This is a genomic window from Microbacterium sp. W4I4 (assembly GCF_030816235.1).
Lineage (GTDB): Bacteria > Actinomycetota > Actinomycetes > Actinomycetales > Microbacteriaceae > Microbacterium.
This window is the reverse complement of record NZ_JAUSXT010000001.1, coordinates 2,990,215-3,009,056: the sequence shown is the minus strand read 5'-3', so window position 1 is coordinate 3,009,056 and position 18,842 is coordinate 2,990,215. Positions and strand designations below refer to the sequence as shown.

The window sequence follows — 18,842 nt, the reverse complement described above, 5'->3', positions numbered from 1 at the left end:
GGTACGTCCGCGCCGATTCGACACTAGCGGATACGCATCCATAGCTCAAGAAGTCGCCATGCGGTATTGACATCGGCCGCGTTGCCTGTCTTTACTGGAGTTCTGGTTGGTGGCAACGAAGCCGACCAAAGGTGGATACGTATCCACCCATCCCAAACCAAGACAGGAAGGCATCTCTGATGCGCAAACGCTCCTCCCTCCTTCTCGTCGGAAGCCTCTCAGCGCTAATGGGCCTCACGGCGTGTGCTGCTCCCGAGGGCTCATCGCCCGCACCTCAGACCGGCGACACCGATATGCTCAACGTCGCATGTTCCCAACAGGAAGACTTCTGCCAGGCGATCACGGCCGCCTTCGAAGAAGAGACTGGCATCACGACGACGTACGTGCGCCTGGGCGCTGGCGAGGTGCTCGCGCGTCTCGACACGACCCCCGGCGAGTTCGACGTGTGGTCGGGCGGCCAGGCCGAGAATCATCTTCTCGCCGACGACCGCGGTCACGTCGAGCTCCACGTCTCGCCGAACGCAAGCGAGCTGCCGGCCCACTACAACGACGAGTCCGGCGTCTGGTCGGGCTTCTACACCGACTCGGTGGCCTTCTGCTCGAACCAGAAGGAGCTCGAGAGCTTGGGACTCGAGGCGCCCACGTCGTGGGATGATCTCCTGGTACCCGAACTCGCGGGCAGCGTCGCGATGCCGCACCCCGCGACCGCGGGGGTCGGCTACATGGCGATGTTCACTGTGGCGACACTCAACGATGGCGACGAAGAGGCCACGATCGACTACTTCACGAAGCTCAACGCGAACGTCATGCAGTACTCCAAATCGGCCGCCACGGGTACCGAGCAGGCCGGACGCGGTGAGGTCGCCGTCGCGATCGCGATCGACTCCGACTGCGAGAAGGCGATCAAGGCGGGCTTCGCAGATCTCGTTACGAGCTATCCGGAAGAGGGCACCGGATACGAGGTCGGCGCGGTCTCGATCCTCTCGAACGCAGCCAACAAAGCCAACGCCGAGAAGTTCTTCGACTGGCTCCTCACGCCGGCCGCGCAGGGCCTCTACGCTGATGTTCCCTCCTTCGCCGCGCCCACGCACCCTGAGGCCTCCATCGGTCCCGACGTGCCGCGCCAGGACACTGTGAACCAGGTCGATTGGGACATCCGCGTCGCGGCGGACAGCCGCTCGACGTACATCGACGCGTTCGAGTCGCGCATCGCCTCGTCGAACGACGCCGTCTAAGTTCACAGGCCGGGCTGGGTCACCCAGCCCCAGCCCGGCCTGCCCGACCCGAGGGACACATGCTTCTCCAACAGAACTTCGACACCGCCACGCGCGCACGCGGCCGCATTCGTATCCGCACGCAGGATCGCCGCGCACGCAACGACCCGACCGTCACGATCGTCTTGCTCGTCGTGATCGCGGGCCTCATGCTCATCCTCGGGCTCCCGGTCGCCAAGCTCATCGGCGCCGGATTCTCGGAAGACGGCCTCGCCGCGATGATCGCCGCGATCACGGGCAACTCCGTGCCGCTTCGGAACACGATCCTGCTCGGCCTGCTCGTCGGCGTCGTCGGCACCGCGATCGGCTTCGTGTGCGCATACGCGCAGGTGTTCCTCGACTTCCGGGGCAAGCGCATCCTGCACTGGATCACGCTGCTGCCCACCATCTCGCCGCCGTTCGCGGCGGCGACCGCGATCGTCACACTCTTCGGCAAGCGCGGCATCGTCTCGTACCAACTGTTCGGCCTCGAACTCAACGTCTACGGCCTCCCCGGACTCGTGATGGTATTGTCGCTGACCTTCGCCCCCGTCGCGTACATGAACATCAAGGGCATGTTCCAGAACCTCGACCCATCGCTGTTCGAGGCGGCGTCGACGCTCGGCGCGACGCAATTGCGCACCCTGTTCATCGTCACGATCCCGATGGTCGTGCCCGCCCTTCTCGCGTCATTCCTCGTGCTCTTCGTGGAGGGAATTGCGGACCTCGCGAACCCACTCGTGATCGGCGGCGACTACCGTGTGCTCGCGAGCCAGATCTACTTCGCCGTCGCCGGAAGCGGCGACATCGCATCCGCCGCAGGCATTGCCCTCGTGCTGCTCGCGCCCGCACTCTCGGTGTTCGTCGTGCAGAAGTACTGGGCGAGCCGCAAATCAGTCATCACGGTCACGGGCAAGCCCACGGGCGTCGTGCAGCCCGTCACGTCGAAGCGCATCGTCATTCCCATCGGCATCCTCGCGGGAGCATGGAGCGTTTTCGTCGTGCTCGTGTACTCGACGATCATCGTCGGCGGCTTCGTGAAGATCCTCGGCGTCGACAACACGCTGACGCTCGCGCACTACGAGTTCGTGCAGCGCCTCGGTTCGACGGCGATCGGCACGACGCTCACGATGACCCTCATCGCGGCGCCCATCGCAGCGCTCACATCGGTCACCATCGGGTGGCTCGTCGTAAGGCACCTTCCCCGGGCCGGCAAGGTGCTCGACTTCGTCGGGATGCTCGGAGCGGCGATCCCGGGAACCGTCCTCGGTCTCGGGTTCGCCCTCGCCTACTCCCAGCCCACGTGGTTCCTGGGCGTGCAGGTTCTGCCGGCCCTCGCCGGTGGGCTCGCGGTCGGCTCCGGGATGATCGCGATCATTATGGTGTATGTCGCGCGCGGTGTGCCGACCGGCCAGCAGGCCTCGATCGCGGCCCTCGCGCAAATCAATCCGCAGGTCGAGGAGGCTGCGTCATCCCTCGGCGCCAACGCGGTGACCACCTTCCGCAAGGTGACCATCCCGCTCGTGAGCGGCGCGGTCGTCACGGCCATCACGTACGCAATCACGAAGTCCATGACCACGATCACGGCCATCATCTTCATCACGACGCCGCAGACGAAGGTCATGACGTCGCAGATCCTCGACGAGGTCGACGCTGGCCGGTTCGGCAACGCATTCGCCTACAGCACGATCCTCATCGGGATGGTGTTCGTCATCCTCATCATCGCGACGTCGCTCCTCCAACTGCTCAACCGTTCACAGAAGGGGGTCCGGCGATGAATACCGTGCCCGTGCTCACCGACACGACCCAGACGACCCCGGATGCCGCGACCGCCACCGGCGGAGCCGTGCGTCTCGAAGGCGTCACCAAGCTCTTCCACGCGAAGAAGACGACGCAGGCCGCCGTCGACTCCATCAGCCTCGACATCCCCGCGGGCAGTTTCGTGACGCTCCTCGGCCCCTCGGGGTGCGGCAAGACAACGACGTTGCGCATGATCGCCGGATTCGAGCGGCCGACATCCGGCGACATCCTGCTCGATGGCGTGAGCATGCTCGGCACGACGCCCGACAAGCGCCCCATGTCCATGGTGTTCCAGTCGTACGCGCTGTTCCCGCACTTGAGCGTGCGCGACAACGTGGCGTTCGGCCTCAAGCTCAAGCAGCTCGACCGGCGCGCACGCCAGGCGAAGGTGGACGAGGGCCTGCAGCTCATGGGCATCGAGCAGTACGCCGACCGCTACCCACACCAGCTCTCGGGCGGCCAGCAGCAGCGCGTCGCCCTTGCGCGTGCGCTGGTCATGGAGCCGAAGATCGTGCTCTTCGACGAACCGCTCTCGAACCTGGATGCATCGCTTCGTGTGCGGATGCGCGCCGAGATCCGCGCGTTGCAGCAGCGTCTCGGGCTGACCGCGGTCTTCGTGACGCACGACCAGTCGGAAGCTCTCACGATGTCCGACATCATCGTCGTGATGAACGCGGGACGCATCGAGCAAGTGGGTGCACCCACCGAGATCTACCGGCGCCCGCACAGCCGCTTCGTGGCGTCGTTCCTCGGCACGAGCAACTTCGTCGATGGCACGTTGCGGTCAGTACGCGAGGAGAGCGACGGCGTCGCGGTGTACAGCGTAGAGACCGTCTTCGGCACCTTCACCTCGCGCGGCGTTGCCGGATCCGCTGAGGGCGACACCGTGAGCATCGTGATGCGCGCGGAAGACATCTCGGTGGGCGGTCCATCTGAGATCAGCGGCCGGGTCGTCGCGGTGGCGTTCGACGGCAGCATCGTGAACTACGACATCGAGACCGACGCCGGGCGCATGAGATCCCAGGCACCGGGGTCGAGCGTATTGCGGGCCGTGGGCGACGAGGTCGCGCTCACGATCGACTCCGAGGCGATGTGGGTTGTCGCGTCAGGTGAAACGGCCGCACGGTGAAACCCTTCTTCGATCGCCCCGATACCAGGTGGCGACGGCTTTCGGGCGCTCTGCACTTCTATGTCGAGCTCACGGGCGAGGCTGCGCTGATGGCGCACGCGGCCGAGCTCTCGAATGCGCTGCGCACCACCCCGGGGATCGCCGTGCAACCGCTCGAATACGTGCACCTCACGGTGCAGCGGCTCGAGAGCTACGCCGACGAGTTCTCGGATACCGACTTCGCATACGCCCTCACGCGCATCGGCGAGGCGCTCACTCGCACACCGGCCTTCGAGCTCTCGTTCGCGCCCGCCGCGGTGCGTGAGCGTGCCATCGAGGCGACGAGTGCGGAGTCCGCCGGGTGGGGAGAGCTCGTGCGGGTCATACGGGACGTGTCGCGAGCATCCGGGTTGGCGGATGAGGTTCCCTCACCCCAGCATGCGCCCCACTACTCTCTGGCCTACTGTGTGTCTGAAACCAGTGACGGCTCAGCGGACAAGGTGCTCTCCGAGATGGCCCGATCGACGACATGTTCCGTGAAAGAGGTGTCACTCGTGGCTGTCGATCAACGCCCGGACCTCGGTATCTTTACGTTTGAAACAATCGAGCGCTGGACGCTCGTCGGGTCGCCGGCGGCCCGCACGTGAGAGCCGGAGGACCCGAAATGGAACGCCGTGAGCGTGTCAGCATGACCGAGGTCGCTCGCGCGGCCGGTGTGTCGCAGGCGACCGCGAGCAGAGCGCTCAGCGGGGCGCCGCGCGTGAGCGAAGCGACCCGTCGTGCCGTCGAGGCTGCCGCAGAGCGTCTCGGGTACGTGCGCGACTTACGCGCCGCCGATCTCGCGAGTGCGCGCAGAACCACGTTGGGTCTGCTCATCCGTGGCGCCGAGCGTTCATTTTACGGAGAGCTCGCGGCTGCGATCCAACGCCAGACCGGACGTCTCGATATCGATCTGCTCATTGTGGGTGCGGCAGGCGGCGAGACTGCTCAGATCCAGGCCATCAATACCCTCCTCGGGCACGGGGCGGGCGGCATTCTGATAGCGAGCGGTCGAGCCTCTGAGCGCGCGGTCGAGTACGCCGCTGGCTTCGTTCCGACGGTGACGATCTCGCTCGGGCTGACTCGACCGAAGTTCGATGCCGTCAACATCGCGCACGCGAGCGAGACGGAGCTGGCCGACCGCGTTGCCGATGCGGGCCACCGGCACGTGGCGGTCACGGCGTCCCAGGACCCCGACGCGTTCACTTTGCACGCGCGAACCGCCTCGTTCATTACACAACTCGTGGTGCGGGGTGCGCAGACGACGGTAACGGCGGGCCCCAGCCGCTGGGGCACCCAGATCCGTGACGCACTCCGCACGGCGATCGATTCCGGTGCGACCGCGATCATGACAGGTGACGACGCGATGGCACTCCGCGTGCTCGAGTACCTACAAGAATGGGGCATCCGCTGCCCCGACGACGTCTCAGTTACGGGCTTCGACGGCGTGGGCCCCTATCTCTCGTCGGTCCTTGGGCTCACGACGGTGGCGCAGCCTGTGGAGGAGCTCGCGCGGCACGCCGTTGAACTTGTGCAAGAGAGACTTGACGGCTTCGTAGGCCCCGCAGTCGATTTGCGTGTGCCGGGCCGATTCGTGCCCGGCCGCACGCTCGGCCGCTCCCCCTCCTAGCGTCTCTGCCCGCGTCCAGCCCAGCCCTCGCGAGTGCGCCGCCAGTGGGCGAGCGCGGACGGCAGGCAACCAGGCTCGCCGGATGGTGGGGCTTCACTCGGCTGCGTCAGGCACCGCCGGCATGCAGTTCAGCGCCAGACGCCCTCGGCCGAATGCCCAGAAGGCAGCTGATCGCCATGATGGAGCGCGATGTCGCCCCGGCGTCCAGTGGCTCCGCACCTACCCCCCGAGCACGGAGGCGATGAATCCCAACGTCATCAGTACGCCGGTGATCAGGGCGAGGGACGACAAGATGGTGCCGATGATGCCGAGCACGCGGCCCCGCCCTCGGCGCATGGTCAGGATGCTGAGCACGAGACCGGCGATGCCCAGGATCGCGCCGATGAACGGCATCCATCCGGCGAGGAACGCGACGCCGGACACGATGATCGCGGCGATCGCGAGACCACCGACGCCCGGTGCCGCGGAGTACGGTCCGGGGGCTCCGCCGTACCCCGGGTACGACGCGACAACGGGGTACCCCTGCGGGCCGTATCCGGGCTGCCGCATCTGTGCCGCGTACGGCGGCTGGGGCGGAGGCTGGTACGCCGGCGACTGAGACGATGGCTGCCGGTACGCCCCGGGCGGCTGGTACGCGGGCGGCTGGTACGCCGGCGGCGGGTGCTGCGCATACCCGGGTGCCGCGGGCGGCGGTGCGTATCCGGGGGCCGCAGGCACGGCATCCGCGACCGGTTCAGCCGGAGGCACGATCGGCTGCGGTGGCACAGTCGGGTCGAAGCGCGGCGGCTGCGATCCGGCGCTCGGCGGTTCGTACGTCATGTGGTCCCCCTTGCGAACGCATCCAGCCTAGGGGGCGGGGCCGCTCAGCTCCAGACGCTGGGGGCGGGCACCCGGGTCGACGGCAGGGCGGATGCGGACACCCAGTCGTGGATCCAGTCGTCGATCTCGGGCACGCCCTCCGGCCGGCCGACGGTGGCGAACAGTTCATCGTGATGGACGAGTCCGCCGTTGCGGCGCAGCATCCGTGCCCGCATGATGACGCGGGCGTAGACCTCGCCGTCGACGACCGCGCGATGCTCGAGGAAGAGTGCCCTGTCATCGTGCCCGATGAAACGCGATTCGATGTCGAAGCGCTGCCAGAGCTGCAGTGACTTGCGGAACGTGACCGTCTCGCTGGAGACGACGGCGTACCAGCCGCGATCCTTCATGACATCGAACAGCCCGGTGCGGATGAGCAGGTCCCAGCGTCCGAGGTCGAACAGCGACAGGTAGCGGCCATTGTTCATGTGCCGCAGGATGTCGAGATCCGTGGGGAGGGTGGTGAGTCGGATGCGGCCGATGTCGGTGACATCCATACGGCGCCCTCGGCGATTCCGGAGGCGGGCACGGAAGATCACGAGGAGGGTGCGCCAGATCACATTCACAACCGCCGATAGTAGTGATCCTCGACGGATCCCCCAAGTTCGTTGGCAGGATGCTACAGACGCCGTCATGCGTCGTCCGTCGATTTCACCTGTCGCGCCAGCGCGCGTAGAGTCGCGGCATGAGCGCCGAAGCCCAGCCTGACATCATCGTTCGTCCGGTCCGCGATGTGGACGCGGAGGCTCTGGGTCGCGTGCACGCGCAGACGTGGCACGAGACCTACGACCACCTGATCAGCAAGGCCGCACTCGAGCGGATCTCGCCCCGCCGCATGGCCGAGCTGTGGACCAACTGGGCTCATCAGGGCGAGGACTTCCGTATGAGCGCGGCTCTCGTCGACGGCGAGATCGTCGGCTTCGTCGGCTCGGGTCCTGCCCGCGACAAGGACGCCCCGTCGCTGCGCGAGCTGTACTTCATCTATCTGCTGGCGCAGTACCAGGGCACGGGTCTCGGCCAGCAGCTGTTCGATGCCGCCGTCGACGCCGGCGAGCCGGTGTACCTGTGGGTCGCCGAGGACAACCCGCGCGCGCACCGCTTCTACGTGCGCAACGGCTTCGCCCTGGACGGCGCCAGCCACACCGAGCCGTTCCTCGGAGAGACTCTGACCGAGGTCCGCTTCGTCCGCTGAGACACCACAGAGCCCGTCTGTTTGTGCGTAACGCACGGTTTCCGGCATCCGGAGCGTGCGTACGGCACAAATAGACGGGCTTCTGCGTGGGTCAGAGCGCGTGCACGATGTCCTCGACGCGCTCCTTGGCATCCCCGAACAGCATCTGCGTGTTCTCGCGGAAGAACAGCGGGTTCTGCACGCCCGCGTAACCGGCGGCCATCGAGCGCTTGAACACGATGACGTTCTCGGCATCCCAGACGTGCAGCACCGGCATCCCCGCGATGGGGCTGCCGGGGTCCTCCGCTGCCGCGGGGTTCACGGTGTCGTTCGCCCCGATCACCAGCACGACGCTCGTGGATGCGAAGTCGTCGTTGATCTCGTCCATGCCGAGCACGATGTCGTACGGCACCTTAGCCTCGGCCAACAGCACATTCATGTGCCCGGGCAGGCGCCCTGCGACCGGATGGATGCCGAAGCGCACATCGACCCCTCGATCGCGGAGCCGGGAGACCAGGTCGGCGACGGGGTACTGCGCCTGCGCCACGGCCATGCCGTAGCCCGGCGTGATGATCACGCTCTGCGCCTCGGCGAGGCGGGTGGCGACAGCATCCGCCGTCGTCTCGCGGTACTCGCCCATCTCCTCATCGCCCGACGAGGATGCGACGATGCCGAAGCCGCCGGCGATCACCGACAGGAAGGACCGGTTCATCGCCTTGCACATGATGTACGACAGGTACGCACCCGAGGATCCCACCAGCGCACCGGTCACGATCAGCAGGTCGTTGTTCAGCAGGAAGCCGGCCGCGGCGGCCGCCCAGCCGGAGTAGCTGTTGAGCATCGAGACGACCACGGGCATGTCGCCGCCGCCGATGGATGCCACCAGGTGCCAGCCGAGCGCGAACGACAGCACGGTCACGGCGATCAGCAGCCAGAGCTGCTGGTCGGCCACGAACCACACGGTGAGGGCGACGAACGCCACCAGCGCGCCGACGTTCAGCACGTTCTTGCCAGGCAGCACGAGCGGACGCGAGGACATCTTCGCCGACAGCTTCAGGTACGCCACGATCGAGCCGGTGAAGGTCACACCGCCGATGAAGACGCCGATGAAGACCTCGGCGTTGTGGATTCCGACCAGCTCGGCCGCGATCGGAGCGTGGGCGAGGTGACCGTTCCAGCCGACCAGCACGGCGGCGAGTCCGACGAAGCTGTGCAGCAGGGCGATCAGCTCGGGCATCTCGGTCATCTGCACGACCCGGGCCCGCCACAGACCGATCGCGGCGCCGATCAGCACCCCGACGCCGAGCAGGATGAGTCCGAACGTCGAGCCGGCTGCGCCCCAGGCATCCGCGAGGGTCAGGGTCAGGGTGGACAGCAGCGCGATGGCCATGCCGACCATGCCGTAGATCACGCCCGCACGGGCGGATTCGTGGCGGCTGAGCCCGGCGAGGCTCAGGATGAACAGCAGCGCGGCGACGATGTACGCGGCCCCGGCGAGTGCGTCGACGCTCACTTGCGGCCGCCTTTCGTGAACATGCTGAGCATTCGGCGGGTCACCGCGAAGCCTCCGAAGATGTTGATGCTGGCCAGGAGCACCGCGACCGCCGCGATCACCTGCACGAGCGGGTTCGCGTCGGTGATCTGCAGCATCGCGCCGACGATGATCACGCCGGAGATGGCGTTGGTCACCGACATGAGCGGCGTGTGCAGCGCGTGGTGCACCTTGCCGATCACGTAGAAGCCGATCACGACCGACAGCATCAGCACGGTGAAGTGCTCGGGCAGCGGAGCGGGCGCGAAGAGGTTGACCAGGAACAGCGCGGCGATGCCGACGACGATCAGGCCGACCTTCCTGGCCGTCGACATCGGCTGCTTCGCCGCGACGGGCACGACAGCGACGGGTGCGGATGCCGGTGGCGCGGCCGCGACCTGCACGGCCGGCGGCGGCCAGGTGACCTCGCCGTCGCGCACGACGGTGACGGAGCGCTGAACGACATCGTCGAAGTCGATCGTGAGCACCCCGTCTTTCTCGGGCGTCAGCAGTGCGACGAGGTTGGCGACGTTCGTGCCGTACAGCTGCGAAGCCTGTGCCGCCAGCCGCGAGGCGAGGTCGGTGTAGCCGAGGATGATCACCCCGTTGGCGCTGACCACCCGCTCCCCCGCGACCGAGCCCTCGACGTTGCCGCCCTGAGCTGCCGCCATGTCGACGATCACGCTGCCGGGCTTCATGGCCGCGACGTCGGATGCCGTGATCAGCCGGGGCGCCGGGCGCCCGGGGATGAGCGCGGTGGTGATGATGATGTCGACATCCGCGGCCTGCTCGGAGTAGATCTCCGCAGCCCTGCGGTCGTAGTCCGCACTGGTGACCTTGGCATAGCCGTCGGAGGATGCCGCGACCTCGACGTCGACGGGCAGATATGTGCCGCCGACGGAATGCACCTGGTCGGCCACCTCCGCGCGCGGGTCGGTGGCGCGCACGATGGCACCGAGGCTGGAAGCCGCACCGATCGCGGCGAGGCCAGCGACACCGGCGCCGGCGATGAGCACCTTGGCCGGTGGAACCTTGCCCGCAGCCGTCACCTGCCCGGTGAAGAAGCGTCCGAACTCATTGGCGGCCTCGACCACGGCACGGTATCCCGCGATGTTCGCCATCGAGCTGAGCACGTCCATGGACTGCGCCCGCGAGATACGCGGCACGGCGTCCAGTGCCAGGGCGGTGATGCCGCGCTGCGCGAGCTTCTCGACCAGGTCGGGCCGCAGCGCCGGAGACAGCAGGGCGATGAGGGTCGCCCCGTCCGACAGCGCGGCGATCTCGGCATCCGTCGGCGGAATCACCTTCAGCACGACCGTGCTGGCCCAGGCATCCGCCCTCGGGACCAGTTGCGCACCCGCCTGCCGGTATTCCTCATCGGGGTACGACGAGCGCGCTCCAGCGCCCTCTTCCACGGCCACTTCATAGCCGAGCTTCACCAGGGTCTGCACGGTGGCCGGGGTCGCGGCGACCCGCGCCTCATCCGGCCCTTCCCGTACGATTCCGATCTGCGTCATCGCGATCCTTCCATCCCGGCATCCGTGCCGGCCTCGCTCAGACTACTGACCGGGTGCGAAGGATCGCCACGATCTCCGCTCCGTGACGTCTCAACATTCGAGGTTCTTGCCGAAACGGAAAGACCGGCCGCTCAGCGCCCGGAGACCTGCCCGAACAGTTTCGCGATGGGGGCGAGGACGAGTGGGCGTGCGGCGAACCAGCCGCCCGCGATCACGATCATGGCGAGGACGAAGATCCCGAAGCCGGTCCAGTTCGCGGCGTACTGCACGCCGTCGACCGAGCCGAGCGAGGCGAACATGTGGTTCAGGTTGCGCAGCGCCCCGGTGAGGAACACGAGCGCGACGTGCACGATGATGAACGCGACGAAGTAGAGCATGGTCGGGAAGTGCAGAGCCCGCGCCCATTCGACCGGGTACGCCTTCGACAGCTTCTCGGCCTTCGTCGGCCACAGCCCCGACATCCGGAACCCGGTCACCACCGCCAGCGGGGCGGCGAGGAACACGGTCGTGAAGTAGGCCAGCTGCTGCAGGCTGTTGTAATTCACCCAGCCGTTGTCGAGCGGCCAGTCGAAGGAGACGTACTGCAGACCCGCCGACAGTGCGTTCGGGAACACCTCCCAGCTGGTGGGCACGATGCGCGCCCAGTGGCCGGTGGTGATGATCAGCACGACGAAGATGACGCCGTTGATGATCCACAGCAGATCCAGCGACTGGTGGAACCACAGCGTGAGACTGATCTTGGTCTTGGCCTTGCCGCGGGCCGTCCAGAATGCGGTCGGCCGCTTCTCGGACCGCACCCGCAGACCCGAGCGGATGATCAGCACCATCAGGAACATGTTGAAGAAATGCTGCCAGCCCACCCACGGCGCAAACCCGGGGTTCACGTCGACGGCCGGGTGGTACTCGCCCGGGTAGGTCGTCAGGAAGTCCTGCATGAACGACAGGCTGAGGAACGCGCGGATCAGGAACACGCCGGCGACGGCGATCAGCCCCAGAGCGGCCAGGCCCAGCAGCCCGCCGATGGCCTGCGGCCACGGCGGACGCAACCGCGACGGCTCGCGCTCCGGCTCGGCCGCGTGGCGCGGGGTCGTGCCCTGCCAGACGGTGCGCGCGAACGGCAGCGGCGTGGAGACATCCGGGCTGGGCCCCTGAGCCTGTCGAAGGGCGGATGCCACCGCGACCGTGGTCGATGCGGCGGCGGGCGCCGGTCCCGCCTGGGCGGCGGGAGTCGCGACCGCGGGTGCAGTCTCGAGCACGGTGGGCTCGGGCACAGCGGATGCCGCGGGTGCGGCGCTAACGCGGGACGTGCCGGCAGGAGGCCACGGGTCACCGCCGGCCGCACGCGGCAGCCCGCGCCGCAGCGCGACGCCGTCCGCGGTTGCGGCAGCGGCAACTGCTGGGGCTGCGGGGGCCGCAGTGGGTGCAGCCACCGGCTGAGCGTCGACAGCACGGGACGTCGCCGATGGCACGGCTTCTTCACGTGAAGTGCCCGTGCTCTCGGCGAGATCCCGTGCACTCGGCGCCGCCGCAGGAGCGGAAGCGGAAGCGGAAGCGGAAGCGGAAGCGGGAGGCCAGGGGTCTCCGCCGGCGACGCGGGGAAGTCCACGGCGCAGTGCCGTCCCGGATGCCGCGGGCGCGGACGCCGCGGCCACGGGCGCAACGGTGTCCTGCACCGCGGGAGCCTCCGCCACCGCACCGGCCGTTTCGTCGACAGCACGGGACGTCGCCGACCGCACAGCTTCCTCGCGCGACGTACCCGTGCTCTCGGCGAGATCCCGTGCACTCGACGCCGCAGCGTCCGACGCGGCAGCAAGCACGACGGTGCCATCGATCTCGATGGCGGGAGGCCAGGCCTCGCCGCCCTTCACCCGCGGCAGGCCGCGGCGCAGCATCCTGGTGGCCATGGCTACTTCTTCCGGGCTTCGATCGCCTCGATCAGCTGCGGCACGATGGTGAACACGTCACCGACGATGCCGAAGTCGGCGACGTCGAAGATCGGCGCCTCGCCGTCCTTGTTGATCGCGACGATCGTCTTGGCGGTCTGCATACCGGCACGATGCTGGATCGCACCCGAGATGCCCAGCGCGATGTACAACTGCGGCGACACCGAGACACCGGTCTGACCGACCTGATGCGCGTAGGGGATGTATCCGGCGTCGACGGCTGCACGCGAGGCGCCAACCGCGGCACCCAACGCATCCGCGAGCTGCTCGACGAGCGCGAACTGCTCCTTCGAGCCCAGTCCGCGACCACCCGAGACGACCTTCGCCGCACCGCGCAGCTCGGGACGCGAAGAGGTCTTCTCGACCGCCGCGATCTCGCCGGCGGTCGCGGCGACGGCACCGGATGCCGTGACCGCCAACTCCTCGATGACCTCGGTGGCAGCATCTGCTCGCGCATCGATCGCGCCGATGCGCACCGTGATCACGGGTGCGCCGAACGTGGGCGCCGACTGCGTGAGGTACGCCCCGCCGTATACGGAGTGGTGGGCGACGACACCCTCCTCGTCGCGCGAGACACCGATCGCATCGACCGAGAGGGCGAGCTTGGCGCGCACGGCGAAACGGCCTGCGATGTCGCGTCCGGCAATCGAGTTCGAGAGCAGGACCGCATCGGGACGCACCCGCTCATACGCGGCCTGCAGCGCGTCGACAGAGGGCACAGTCAGCGAGCCCGCGTCGCCGGGGGCCGTGAGCACGACCTCCGCGCCCATCGCCGAGGCGGCTTTGGCCGCGGCAGGCAGCCCTCCGACGAGGAGCGCGACCGGTGATCCGATCGCAGCTGCCGCGCCGATGAGCCCGGCAGTACTGGTCAGAATCTCCCCGTCAGGGCCGAGATCGGCGACGACGAGGATCGAGTTCTCGGGGTAGCCCCCGTTTGCACCAGCCATGCTCACACCAGCCTGTTCTGCGCGAGGAATTCGACGAGCTGAGCTGCCGCATCGCCCTCGTCGGTGATCTTCACACCGGCGGCGCGCGGCGGCTTCTCGGACACCGTCGTCATGATCGTGTGCGGGGCCTCGGCCGGGTCGGCGGAGACGCCGAGATCGGCGAGCGAGAGCACCTCGAGGGGCTTCTTCTTCGCGGCCATGATGCCCTTGAAGTTCGGGAAACGCGCATCGGGCAGAGCCTCAGTGATCGAGATCACCGCCGGGAACGATGCCGACACCTGCTGCGCCCCGGCATCCGCGGCACGAGTACCGGAGACACCGTCCGCGGAGATCTCGACCGCGCTGAGCGCGGTGGCCTGCGCGAAACCCAGGTGCTCGGCCAGCATCGCCGGGATCACACCACCGGAACCATCAGTGGAGAGATTGCCAGTGATCACCAGATCGGGCTCGCCACGTCGGATCGCGGCGGCCAGAGTCGCGGCGGTGAGGCCGAGGTCGGCACCGCGCAGCTGCTCGTCGACGACATGCACGGCAGATCCCGCACCGATCGCCAACGAACGCCGGACCGATGCCGTCGAGGACTCGGGCGACATCGACAGGGCGACCACCTCGGTGCCCTCGTTCTTGTCGGCGAATGTCAGTGCGACCTCGAGAGCACGCTCAGTGATCTCATCGAGCACCACATCACCGGCCGCACGATCGGCCAACCCCGTCTCGAGATCGAGCTTGCGGTCACCATAGGTGTCGGGAACTTCCTTCACCAGTACGTAGATCTTCATCGAACCTCCTCGCGCCGGTACCGATCCTACCCGCGCACGACGATGGAATTGGGTTTCAGTATTGATGATATCCAGTTTCAGCGGTCAGATGATGACCAGCTCCTCCGCCAGGAGCACATCCGCATCGATCACACCGTCGAGGTCACGACTCGCGCGGGCGATGTCGTCGCAGGCGCCGGTCGCCGCGGCAATGTTCTCGAACCCGAAGCACACGCTCACCCGGGGCGGTTCGGGGCTCACACGAAGCCGTTCGCGGACGAGGCGGGGTCCGTCATCGTCGGCGACGTTCACCGCGTGGCCCAGCGCGCCGACCGACGTCGCAGTGTCGTCCACCCAGACGGAAACGCCGTCTCCCGCCCACGGTGCGAGGGTGCGTACGAGAACCCAGACCTTGTAAGGCCAGTGCGGTGTGGGGGCGCCCGACAGCACGGTGCCTCCCACGATCCCGCTGAGGAATCTCTGCTCGTCTTCGATCAGCCGGTCGGCGACGTCGGAGTCCAGACCCGCGCCGACAGCGTCGTCGCTGGCGAACCACAGCTCGACTATCCCGTCGATGTCGTACCGAGAAGCGCCCTCCGACACGACGTGGTTCTGACGGTACGACACGACACCCGGCAGGTCGACGGCGATCGCAGCATGCGGTGTCGCCCAGTGCGCACGAAACTGCTCACGAGTGAGATCGTCGCGCTTGGTGAGATAGGTGATTCGCTTGGGCATGCTCACACTCCGTTCACGGCGCCCGGGACAGCCGTCACTGGCACGTCGACCGGCTCATCGGCGATGAACCAGGTGACATCCTCGAGGAAGTCGTCCTCGTGGGCGAAGAGCTCGGCCGCCGGCACGCCATCGAACGCGCGGGCGACAGCCGCCACGGAGTCGAAGAAGAGCTCGGCCATGCCGTCGTACGGCCACTCCTTGCGATGCTCGATAGCCGGGCTCTGTCGATATCCGCGCAGGCCGGGCAGTCTCCGCACGAAGGCGGGATGCTCCTGCGTCCAGTGGCGCAAGAACTCCTCGCGACTCATCCCCTCCTTGCGGCGGATGACGACGATCACGCGGAACATCAGACCGGCGTCACTGCCTGCCGCCGAGAAACCGGCACCGCATCCCGCTTCTTGTACAGCCGCAGTCGTTTGGTCAGCTCGCCGCGAAGCTCATCCGTGGGCACGACAGCCTCGACCGCGTTCGCGTCGGCGATCTTGAACACGTCGATACCCTCGGCATACTCTGCGGTCTTCTCGGCGACGAACTCCGCTCGTTCCTGCGGGTCCTCGATCGCGTGGATCTGGTTGTAGTAGACGCCGTTGACGGCGGCATCCGGACCCATCAGCGCGGGACGCGCCGTCGGCAGGGCGATGATCGCATCGGGGTGCATCGGGGCGCCGGACATCGCGAGGTAACCGCCCCCGTAGGCCTTGCGCACGAGCACGGTGATGCGCGGAACGCGGCATTCCGACACGGCGAAGATCATCTTCGCACCGTGACGGATGATGCCCTGCCGCTCGACGGCCGAGCCGATCATGTACCCGGCGATGTCGACCAGGAAGAGGATGGGGATGTTGTAGGCGTTGCAGATCCAGATGAACCGGGCGGCCTTGTCGGACGAGTCCGGGAAGATCGTGCCGCCCATGTGCTTGGGCTGATTCGCGACCAGGCCGACGGGCTGACCGTTGATGCGGGCGAAGCCGGTGAGCATCTCCGGCGCGAAGAGCTCCTTGTACGGGAAGTAGCTGCCCTCGTCGACGAGTGATTCGACGAATTCCTCCATGTCGAAGACCTCGGCCTCGCGCAGCGGAACGATGTCGCTGAGCTTGCGGCCCTCGCGCGGTTCCGCGGCCGGCGCCATCGGCGCTGGGGCCTCCCAGTTCGCCGGCAGGAAGCCGAGCCAGACGCGGATCGCGTTGAGCGCCTCGATGTCGTCCTCGACCAGAACGTCACCCAGACCCGAGACGGTGCAGTGCATCTCCGCGCCGCCCATCTCCTCGAGCGTCACCTTCTCGCCCGTGACCATCTCGGCAAGACGCGGGGAGCCCAGGTACGCGGTCGCGTGGCCGCGCACCATGATCGTCAGATCGCACAGCGCAGGGACGTAGGCCGAACCCGCCGGCGACGGGCCGAAGAGCGCGCACACCTGCGGCACGCGGCCGGAGATCTGCACCTGGTTGTAGAAGATGTTCCCCCACGCGTGGCGCCCGGCAAAGCTGTCGAGCTGCTCGTCGATGCGCGCCCCCGCGGAGTCGAAGAGGTACACGATCGGGATACCGGCAGCGGATGCCGTCTCCTGCGCGAAGGTGATCTTCTCGAACGTGCGGTAGCCCCACGTGCCGGCCTTGACGCTGTAGTCGTTCGCGATCACACAGACCTCGCGGCCATCGATCCGGCCGTAGGCGCAGACGACCGCATCACCCGGGAGACCCTCGGAGAACCGCGCGAACAGCCCATCCTCGATGAACTCGTCGTCGTCGAAGAGATAGGCGAGGCGCTCGCGCACGAGCATCTTGCCGGACGCCTTGATCTTGTCGCGATTCTTCTGCGAGCCGCCGAGCTTGGCCGCGGCGGTGTGCGCCGCCAGGGTGTCGTGCACCGTCGTCGCCCGAGCCTCGCCGTCCTCGGACTCCGTCGTGGTCACAGCGTTCGTCATCATTGACCTCCAGAGTGGGGTGGAACTACAAACGAGCGTACGCTAGTCTAACTGAGAACGGAAGCCGTGGCCCATCTGGCAGGCTTTCCGGAGAGCAAGGAGGCCCTCATGACCGAGCCGACAGCGACGAGTGGAACGGTGATAGCGCCGCACCAGCGCTTTTGGGAAGATCTCGTCACCGGCGACGAGCTGCGCTCGACCGGCATCACGATCACCGAGGCGCACCTGGTGAACTGGGCCGGCCTCACAGGCGACATCGTGCAGTTCCACATCGACGCCGACTACGCGGCGAGCACGCCGTTCGGCGAGCGCATCGCGCACGGCCCGCTCACTCTGTCGATCTCGCTCGGCCTGGTCACGCAGCTCGGGTACATGGGGAATGTGATCGCGTGGCTCGGGCTCGACGGCGTCAGGGCCAGCAGGCCGGTGCTCATCGGCGACACCATCTCGGTGCGAGCCACCGTGCGCGAGGCGCGGGCCACATCGAAGCCTGAGAACGGCATCTGGACCCTCGACTACTCCACCCGCAATCAGCACGGCGACGTCGTGATGACGTTCACGTCCAGTTTCCTGGTGCGACGACGCACCACGTGACCTGACCTGCAGACCTGCGATCACGATCGTCAGACAGACCGGACGTGTGCGAGGTAGGCGGCCGTCTCGACGACCGCCATCCGCTGCGCCTCCACACCGAACTGCGCCCAGGCGCGCGACCAGGTCAGCGTCGACGCGACTTCCCACACGGTGGCGCCGGGGCATCTCTCGAGCGCATCGACGACCTCGTGCAGGCGATCTGCGACGTCGATACGCAGTTCGCGGGTTCTCGCACCAAGGCCTGAGAAGCGGAACTCGTGCGCCGGCAGCACTTCGATGTCGCCGAGGCGATCCACGACATCGAGCGACTGCAGGTACTGCCTCAGCGGATCCCCGCCCCCGAACGGATTGAGCGCGATGTGAGGAGTGATGCCGGGAAGGATGTGGTCGCCGCTGAAGACCAGCTCCCGCGCCTCGTCGTGGATGCACACGTGACCCGGACTGTGCCCGGGTGTGGACAGCACGCGAAGGGAAGCGCCCGCCACCGGCAGCAGGTCCCCATCGTGCAGCATGATGTCCGGCCGAACATGCTCTCTCGTGTACCGGTAGTCCTCGACCGCTGCGAACTCCGCTGCCCGCGAGTGCGGCACACCGTGGGCACGGAAGCGCTGAGCTGCGGCCGATGAGCTCACGTCCGCATCGGTGAGGCGATCGATCCAGGCCTGCTCCTCGAAGCCGATCGCCATCCAGGCGCCGGTCCGCCGCGCCAGCGCGTCGGCGGCCTCCCAATGGTCGAAATGGTAGTGCGTGATGACGATGCCGGTCAGCGAGTGAAGCGGGATGCCGATGTCTCGGAAGCCGTCGACGAGCGCCTGCTCCCCCTCGGCGCTGGTCGCGCCCGGGTCGATCAGCACGACATCCGAAGCGGCCCGGATCACATAGGCATACGTGAACCTGATCGGATTGCGCGTCACGGGCACCGGCAGCGCCCACACTCCCTCGGCGACCTGCTCGATCGCAGGGACCTGTCGACGCGACCAGACGTCCTGCTGCTGCGGACTCGTCGCCGCCACGACGGTCGCGACACCCAC

18 protein-coding genes are annotated in these 18,842 nt (G+C 67.4%); 7 read left to right on the top strand and 11 right to left on the bottom strand.

What is annotated here, in order from left to right:
• Positions 1-179 precede the first annotated feature (179 nt).
• The 5 genes from QF046_RS14230 (at position 180) to QF046_RS14210 (ending at position 5,830) form a co-directional block, all read left to right on the top strand.
• The gene (locus QF046_RS14230) at positions 180-1,235 is read left to right on the top strand and encodes an ABC transporter substrate-binding protein (RefSeq protein ID WP_307370988.1); all 1,056 of its coding nucleotides are present in this window, start codon (positions 180-182) and stop codon (positions 1,233-1,235) included.
• Positions 1,236-1,294: 59 nt separating this feature from the next.
• Positions 1,295-3,031: an iron ABC transporter permease gene (locus tag QF046_RS14225; protein ID WP_307370987.1), complete on the top strand. Its 1,737-nt coding sequence runs from the start codon at positions 1,295-1,297 to the stop codon at positions 3,029-3,031.
• On the top strand, positions 3,028-4,182 hold the full coding sequence (locus QF046_RS14220) for an ABC transporter ATP-binding protein (RefSeq protein ID WP_307370985.1): 1,155 nt from the start codon (positions 3,028-3,030) through the stop codon (positions 4,180-4,182). Before QF046_RS14225 ends, QF046_RS14220 begins: the two co-directional genes overlap by 4 nt.
• 89 nt (positions 4,183-4,271) lie before the next feature.
• A complete protein-coding gene (locus QF046_RS14215; protein ID WP_307370983.1) occupies positions 4,272-4,808 on the top strand; it encodes a 2'-5' RNA ligase family protein in 537 nt (178 codons plus the stop codon).
• Between the two features lie 17 nt (positions 4,809-4,825).
• Positions 4,826-5,830: a LacI family DNA-binding transcriptional regulator gene (locus QF046_RS14210; RefSeq protein ID WP_307370981.1), complete on the top strand. Its 1,005-nt coding sequence runs from the start codon at positions 4,826-4,828 to the stop codon at positions 5,828-5,830.
• Positions 5,831-6,049: 219 nt separating this feature from the next.
• On the opposite strand, the gene QF046_RS14205 is transcribed toward QF046_RS14210, so the two are convergent.
• Together QF046_RS14205 and QF046_RS14200 are read right to left on the bottom strand one after the other, a co-directional pair.
• Positions 6,050-6,649 carry a hypothetical protein gene (locus tag QF046_RS14205; protein ID WP_307370979.1) on the bottom strand — a complete coding sequence of 200 codons (600 nt, stop codon included), beginning with the start codon at positions 6,647-6,649 and terminating at the stop codon, positions 6,050-6,052.
• A 44-nt stretch (positions 6,650-6,693) separates the two neighbouring features.
• Entirely contained in the window at positions 6,694-7,254 is a 561-nt protein-coding gene (locus tag QF046_RS14200; RefSeq protein ID WP_307370977.1) for a thioesterase family protein, read from the bottom strand.
• Between the two features lie 119 nt (positions 7,255-7,373).
• Between QF046_RS14200 and QF046_RS14195 the strand changes: the two genes are divergently transcribed.
• Positions 7,374-7,880 carry a GNAT family N-acetyltransferase gene (locus QF046_RS14195; RefSeq protein WP_307370974.1) on the top strand — a complete coding sequence of 169 codons (507 nt, stop codon included), beginning with the start codon at positions 7,374-7,376 and terminating at the stop codon, positions 7,878-7,880.
• A gap of 91 nt (positions 7,881-7,971) precedes the next feature.
• On the opposite strand, the gene pntB is transcribed toward QF046_RS14195, so the two are convergent.
• From pntB to QF046_RS14155, 8 genes are all read right to left on the bottom strand, one after another.
• The gene (pntB, locus tag QF046_RS14190) at positions 7,972-9,372 is read right to left on the bottom strand and encodes a Re/Si-specific NAD(P)(+) transhydrogenase subunit beta (protein WP_307370972.1); all 1,401 of its coding nucleotides are present in this window, start codon (positions 9,370-9,372) and stop codon (positions 7,972-7,974) included.
• Positions 9,369-10,907 (bottom strand): Re/Si-specific NAD(P)(+) transhydrogenase subunit alpha, encoded by a 1,539-nt coding sequence (locus QF046_RS14185; RefSeq protein ID WP_307370970.1) that lies wholly within the window; start codon positions 10,905-10,907, stop codon positions 9,369-9,371. Before QF046_RS14185 ends, pntB begins: the two co-directional genes overlap by 4 nt.
• 131 nt (positions 10,908-11,038) lie before the next feature.
• Positions 11,039-12,811, bottom strand: a complete 1,773-nt coding sequence (locus QF046_RS14180; protein ID WP_307370968.1) for a cytochrome b/b6 domain-containing protein — start codon at positions 12,809-12,811, stop codon at positions 11,039-11,041.
• A gap of 2 nt (positions 12,812-12,813) precedes the next feature.
• Entirely contained in the window at positions 12,814-13,797 is a 984-nt protein-coding gene (locus QF046_RS14175) for an electron transfer flavoprotein subunit alpha/FixB family protein (protein ID WP_307370966.1), read from the bottom strand.
• 2 nt (positions 13,798-13,799) lie between these two features.
• A complete protein-coding gene (locus QF046_RS14170; RefSeq protein ID WP_307370964.1) occupies positions 13,800-14,576 on the bottom strand; it encodes an electron transfer flavoprotein subunit beta/FixA family protein in 777 nt (258 codons plus the stop codon).
• Between the two features lie 84 nt (positions 14,577-14,660).
• Positions 14,661-15,293, bottom strand: coding sequence for an EthD domain-containing protein (locus QF046_RS14165; RefSeq protein ID WP_307370961.1), 633 nt, complete (start codon positions 15,291-15,293; stop codon positions 14,661-14,663).
• 2 nt (positions 15,294-15,295) lie between these two features.
• Positions 15,296-15,640, bottom strand: a complete 345-nt coding sequence (locus tag QF046_RS14160; RefSeq protein ID WP_307370959.1) for an EthD family reductase — start codon at positions 15,638-15,640, stop codon at positions 15,296-15,298.
• On the bottom strand, positions 15,640-17,220 hold the full coding sequence (locus tag QF046_RS14155) for an acyl-CoA carboxylase subunit beta (RefSeq protein WP_307370957.1): 1,581 nt from the start codon (positions 17,218-17,220) through the stop codon (positions 15,640-15,642). Before QF046_RS14155 ends, QF046_RS14160 begins: the two co-directional genes overlap by 1 nt.
• Before the next feature lie 105 nt (positions 17,221-17,325).
• Between QF046_RS14155 and QF046_RS14150 the strand changes: the two genes are divergently transcribed.
• On the top strand, positions 17,326-17,811 hold the full coding sequence (locus QF046_RS14150; RefSeq protein WP_307370955.1) for a MaoC/PaaZ C-terminal domain-containing protein: 486 nt from the start codon (positions 17,326-17,328) through the stop codon (positions 17,809-17,811).
• 29 nt (positions 17,812-17,840) lie between these two features.
• Here the strand turns inward: QF046_RS14150 and QF046_RS14145 are convergent, their stop codons facing one another.
• On the bottom strand, positions 17,841-18,842 hold the full coding sequence (locus tag QF046_RS14145; RefSeq protein WP_307370952.1) for an MBL fold metallo-hydrolase: 1,002 nt from the start codon (positions 18,840-18,842) through the stop codon (positions 17,841-17,843).

Coding starts and splice junctions, on each gene's coding strand:
- QF046_RS14175 (WP_307370966.1), bottom strand. CDS start 13,797: ATGGCTGGTGCAAACGGGGGCTACCCCGAGAACTCGATCCTCGTCGTC.
- QF046_RS14170 (WP_307370964.1), bottom strand. CDS start 14,576: ATGAAGATCTACGTACTGGTGAAGGAAGTTCCCGACACCTATGGTGAC.
- QF046_RS14225 (WP_307370987.1), top strand. CDS start 1,295: ATGCTTCTCCAACAGAACTTCGACACCGCCACGCGCGCACGCGGCCGC.
- QF046_RS14185 (WP_307370970.1), bottom strand. CDS start 10,907: ATGACGCAGATCGGAATCGTACGGGAAGGGCCGGATGAGGCGCGGGTC.
- QF046_RS14215 (WP_307370983.1), top strand. CDS start 4,272: ATGGCGCACGCGGCCGAGCTCTCGAATGCGCTGCGCACCACCCCGGGG.
- QF046_RS14165 (WP_307370961.1), bottom strand. CDS start 15,293: ATGCCCAAGCGAATCACCTATCTCACCAAGCGCGACGATCTCACTCGT.
- QF046_RS14205 (WP_307370979.1), bottom strand. CDS start 6,649: ATGACGTACGAACCGCCGAGCGCCGGATCGCAGCCGCCGCGCTTCGAC.
- QF046_RS14220 (WP_307370985.1), top strand. CDS start 3,028: ATGAATACCGTGCCCGTGCTCACCGACACGACCCAGACGACCCCGGAT.
- QF046_RS14230 (WP_307370988.1), top strand. CDS start 180: ATGCGCAAACGCTCCTCCCTCCTTCTCGTCGGAAGCCTCTCAGCGCTA.
- QF046_RS14155 (WP_307370957.1), bottom strand. CDS start 17,220: ATGATGACGAACGCTGTGACCACGACGGAGTCCGAGGACGGCGAGGCT.
- QF046_RS14180 (WP_307370968.1), bottom strand. CDS start 12,811: ATGGCCACCAGGATGCTGCGCCGCGGCCTGCCGCGGGTGAAGGGCGGC.
- QF046_RS14210 (WP_307370981.1), top strand. CDS start 4,826: ATGGAACGCCGTGAGCGTGTCAGCATGACCGAGGTCGCTCGCGCGGCC.
- QF046_RS14150 (WP_307370955.1), top strand. CDS start 17,326: ATGACCGAGCCGACAGCGACGAGTGGAACGGTGATAGCGCCGCACCAG.
- QF046_RS14160 (WP_307370959.1), bottom strand. CDS start 15,640: ATGTTCCGCGTGATCGTCGTCATCCGCCGCAAGGAGGGGATGAGTCGC.
- QF046_RS14195 (WP_307370974.1), top strand. CDS start 7,374: ATGAGCGCCGAAGCCCAGCCTGACATCATCGTTCGTCCGGTCCGCGAT.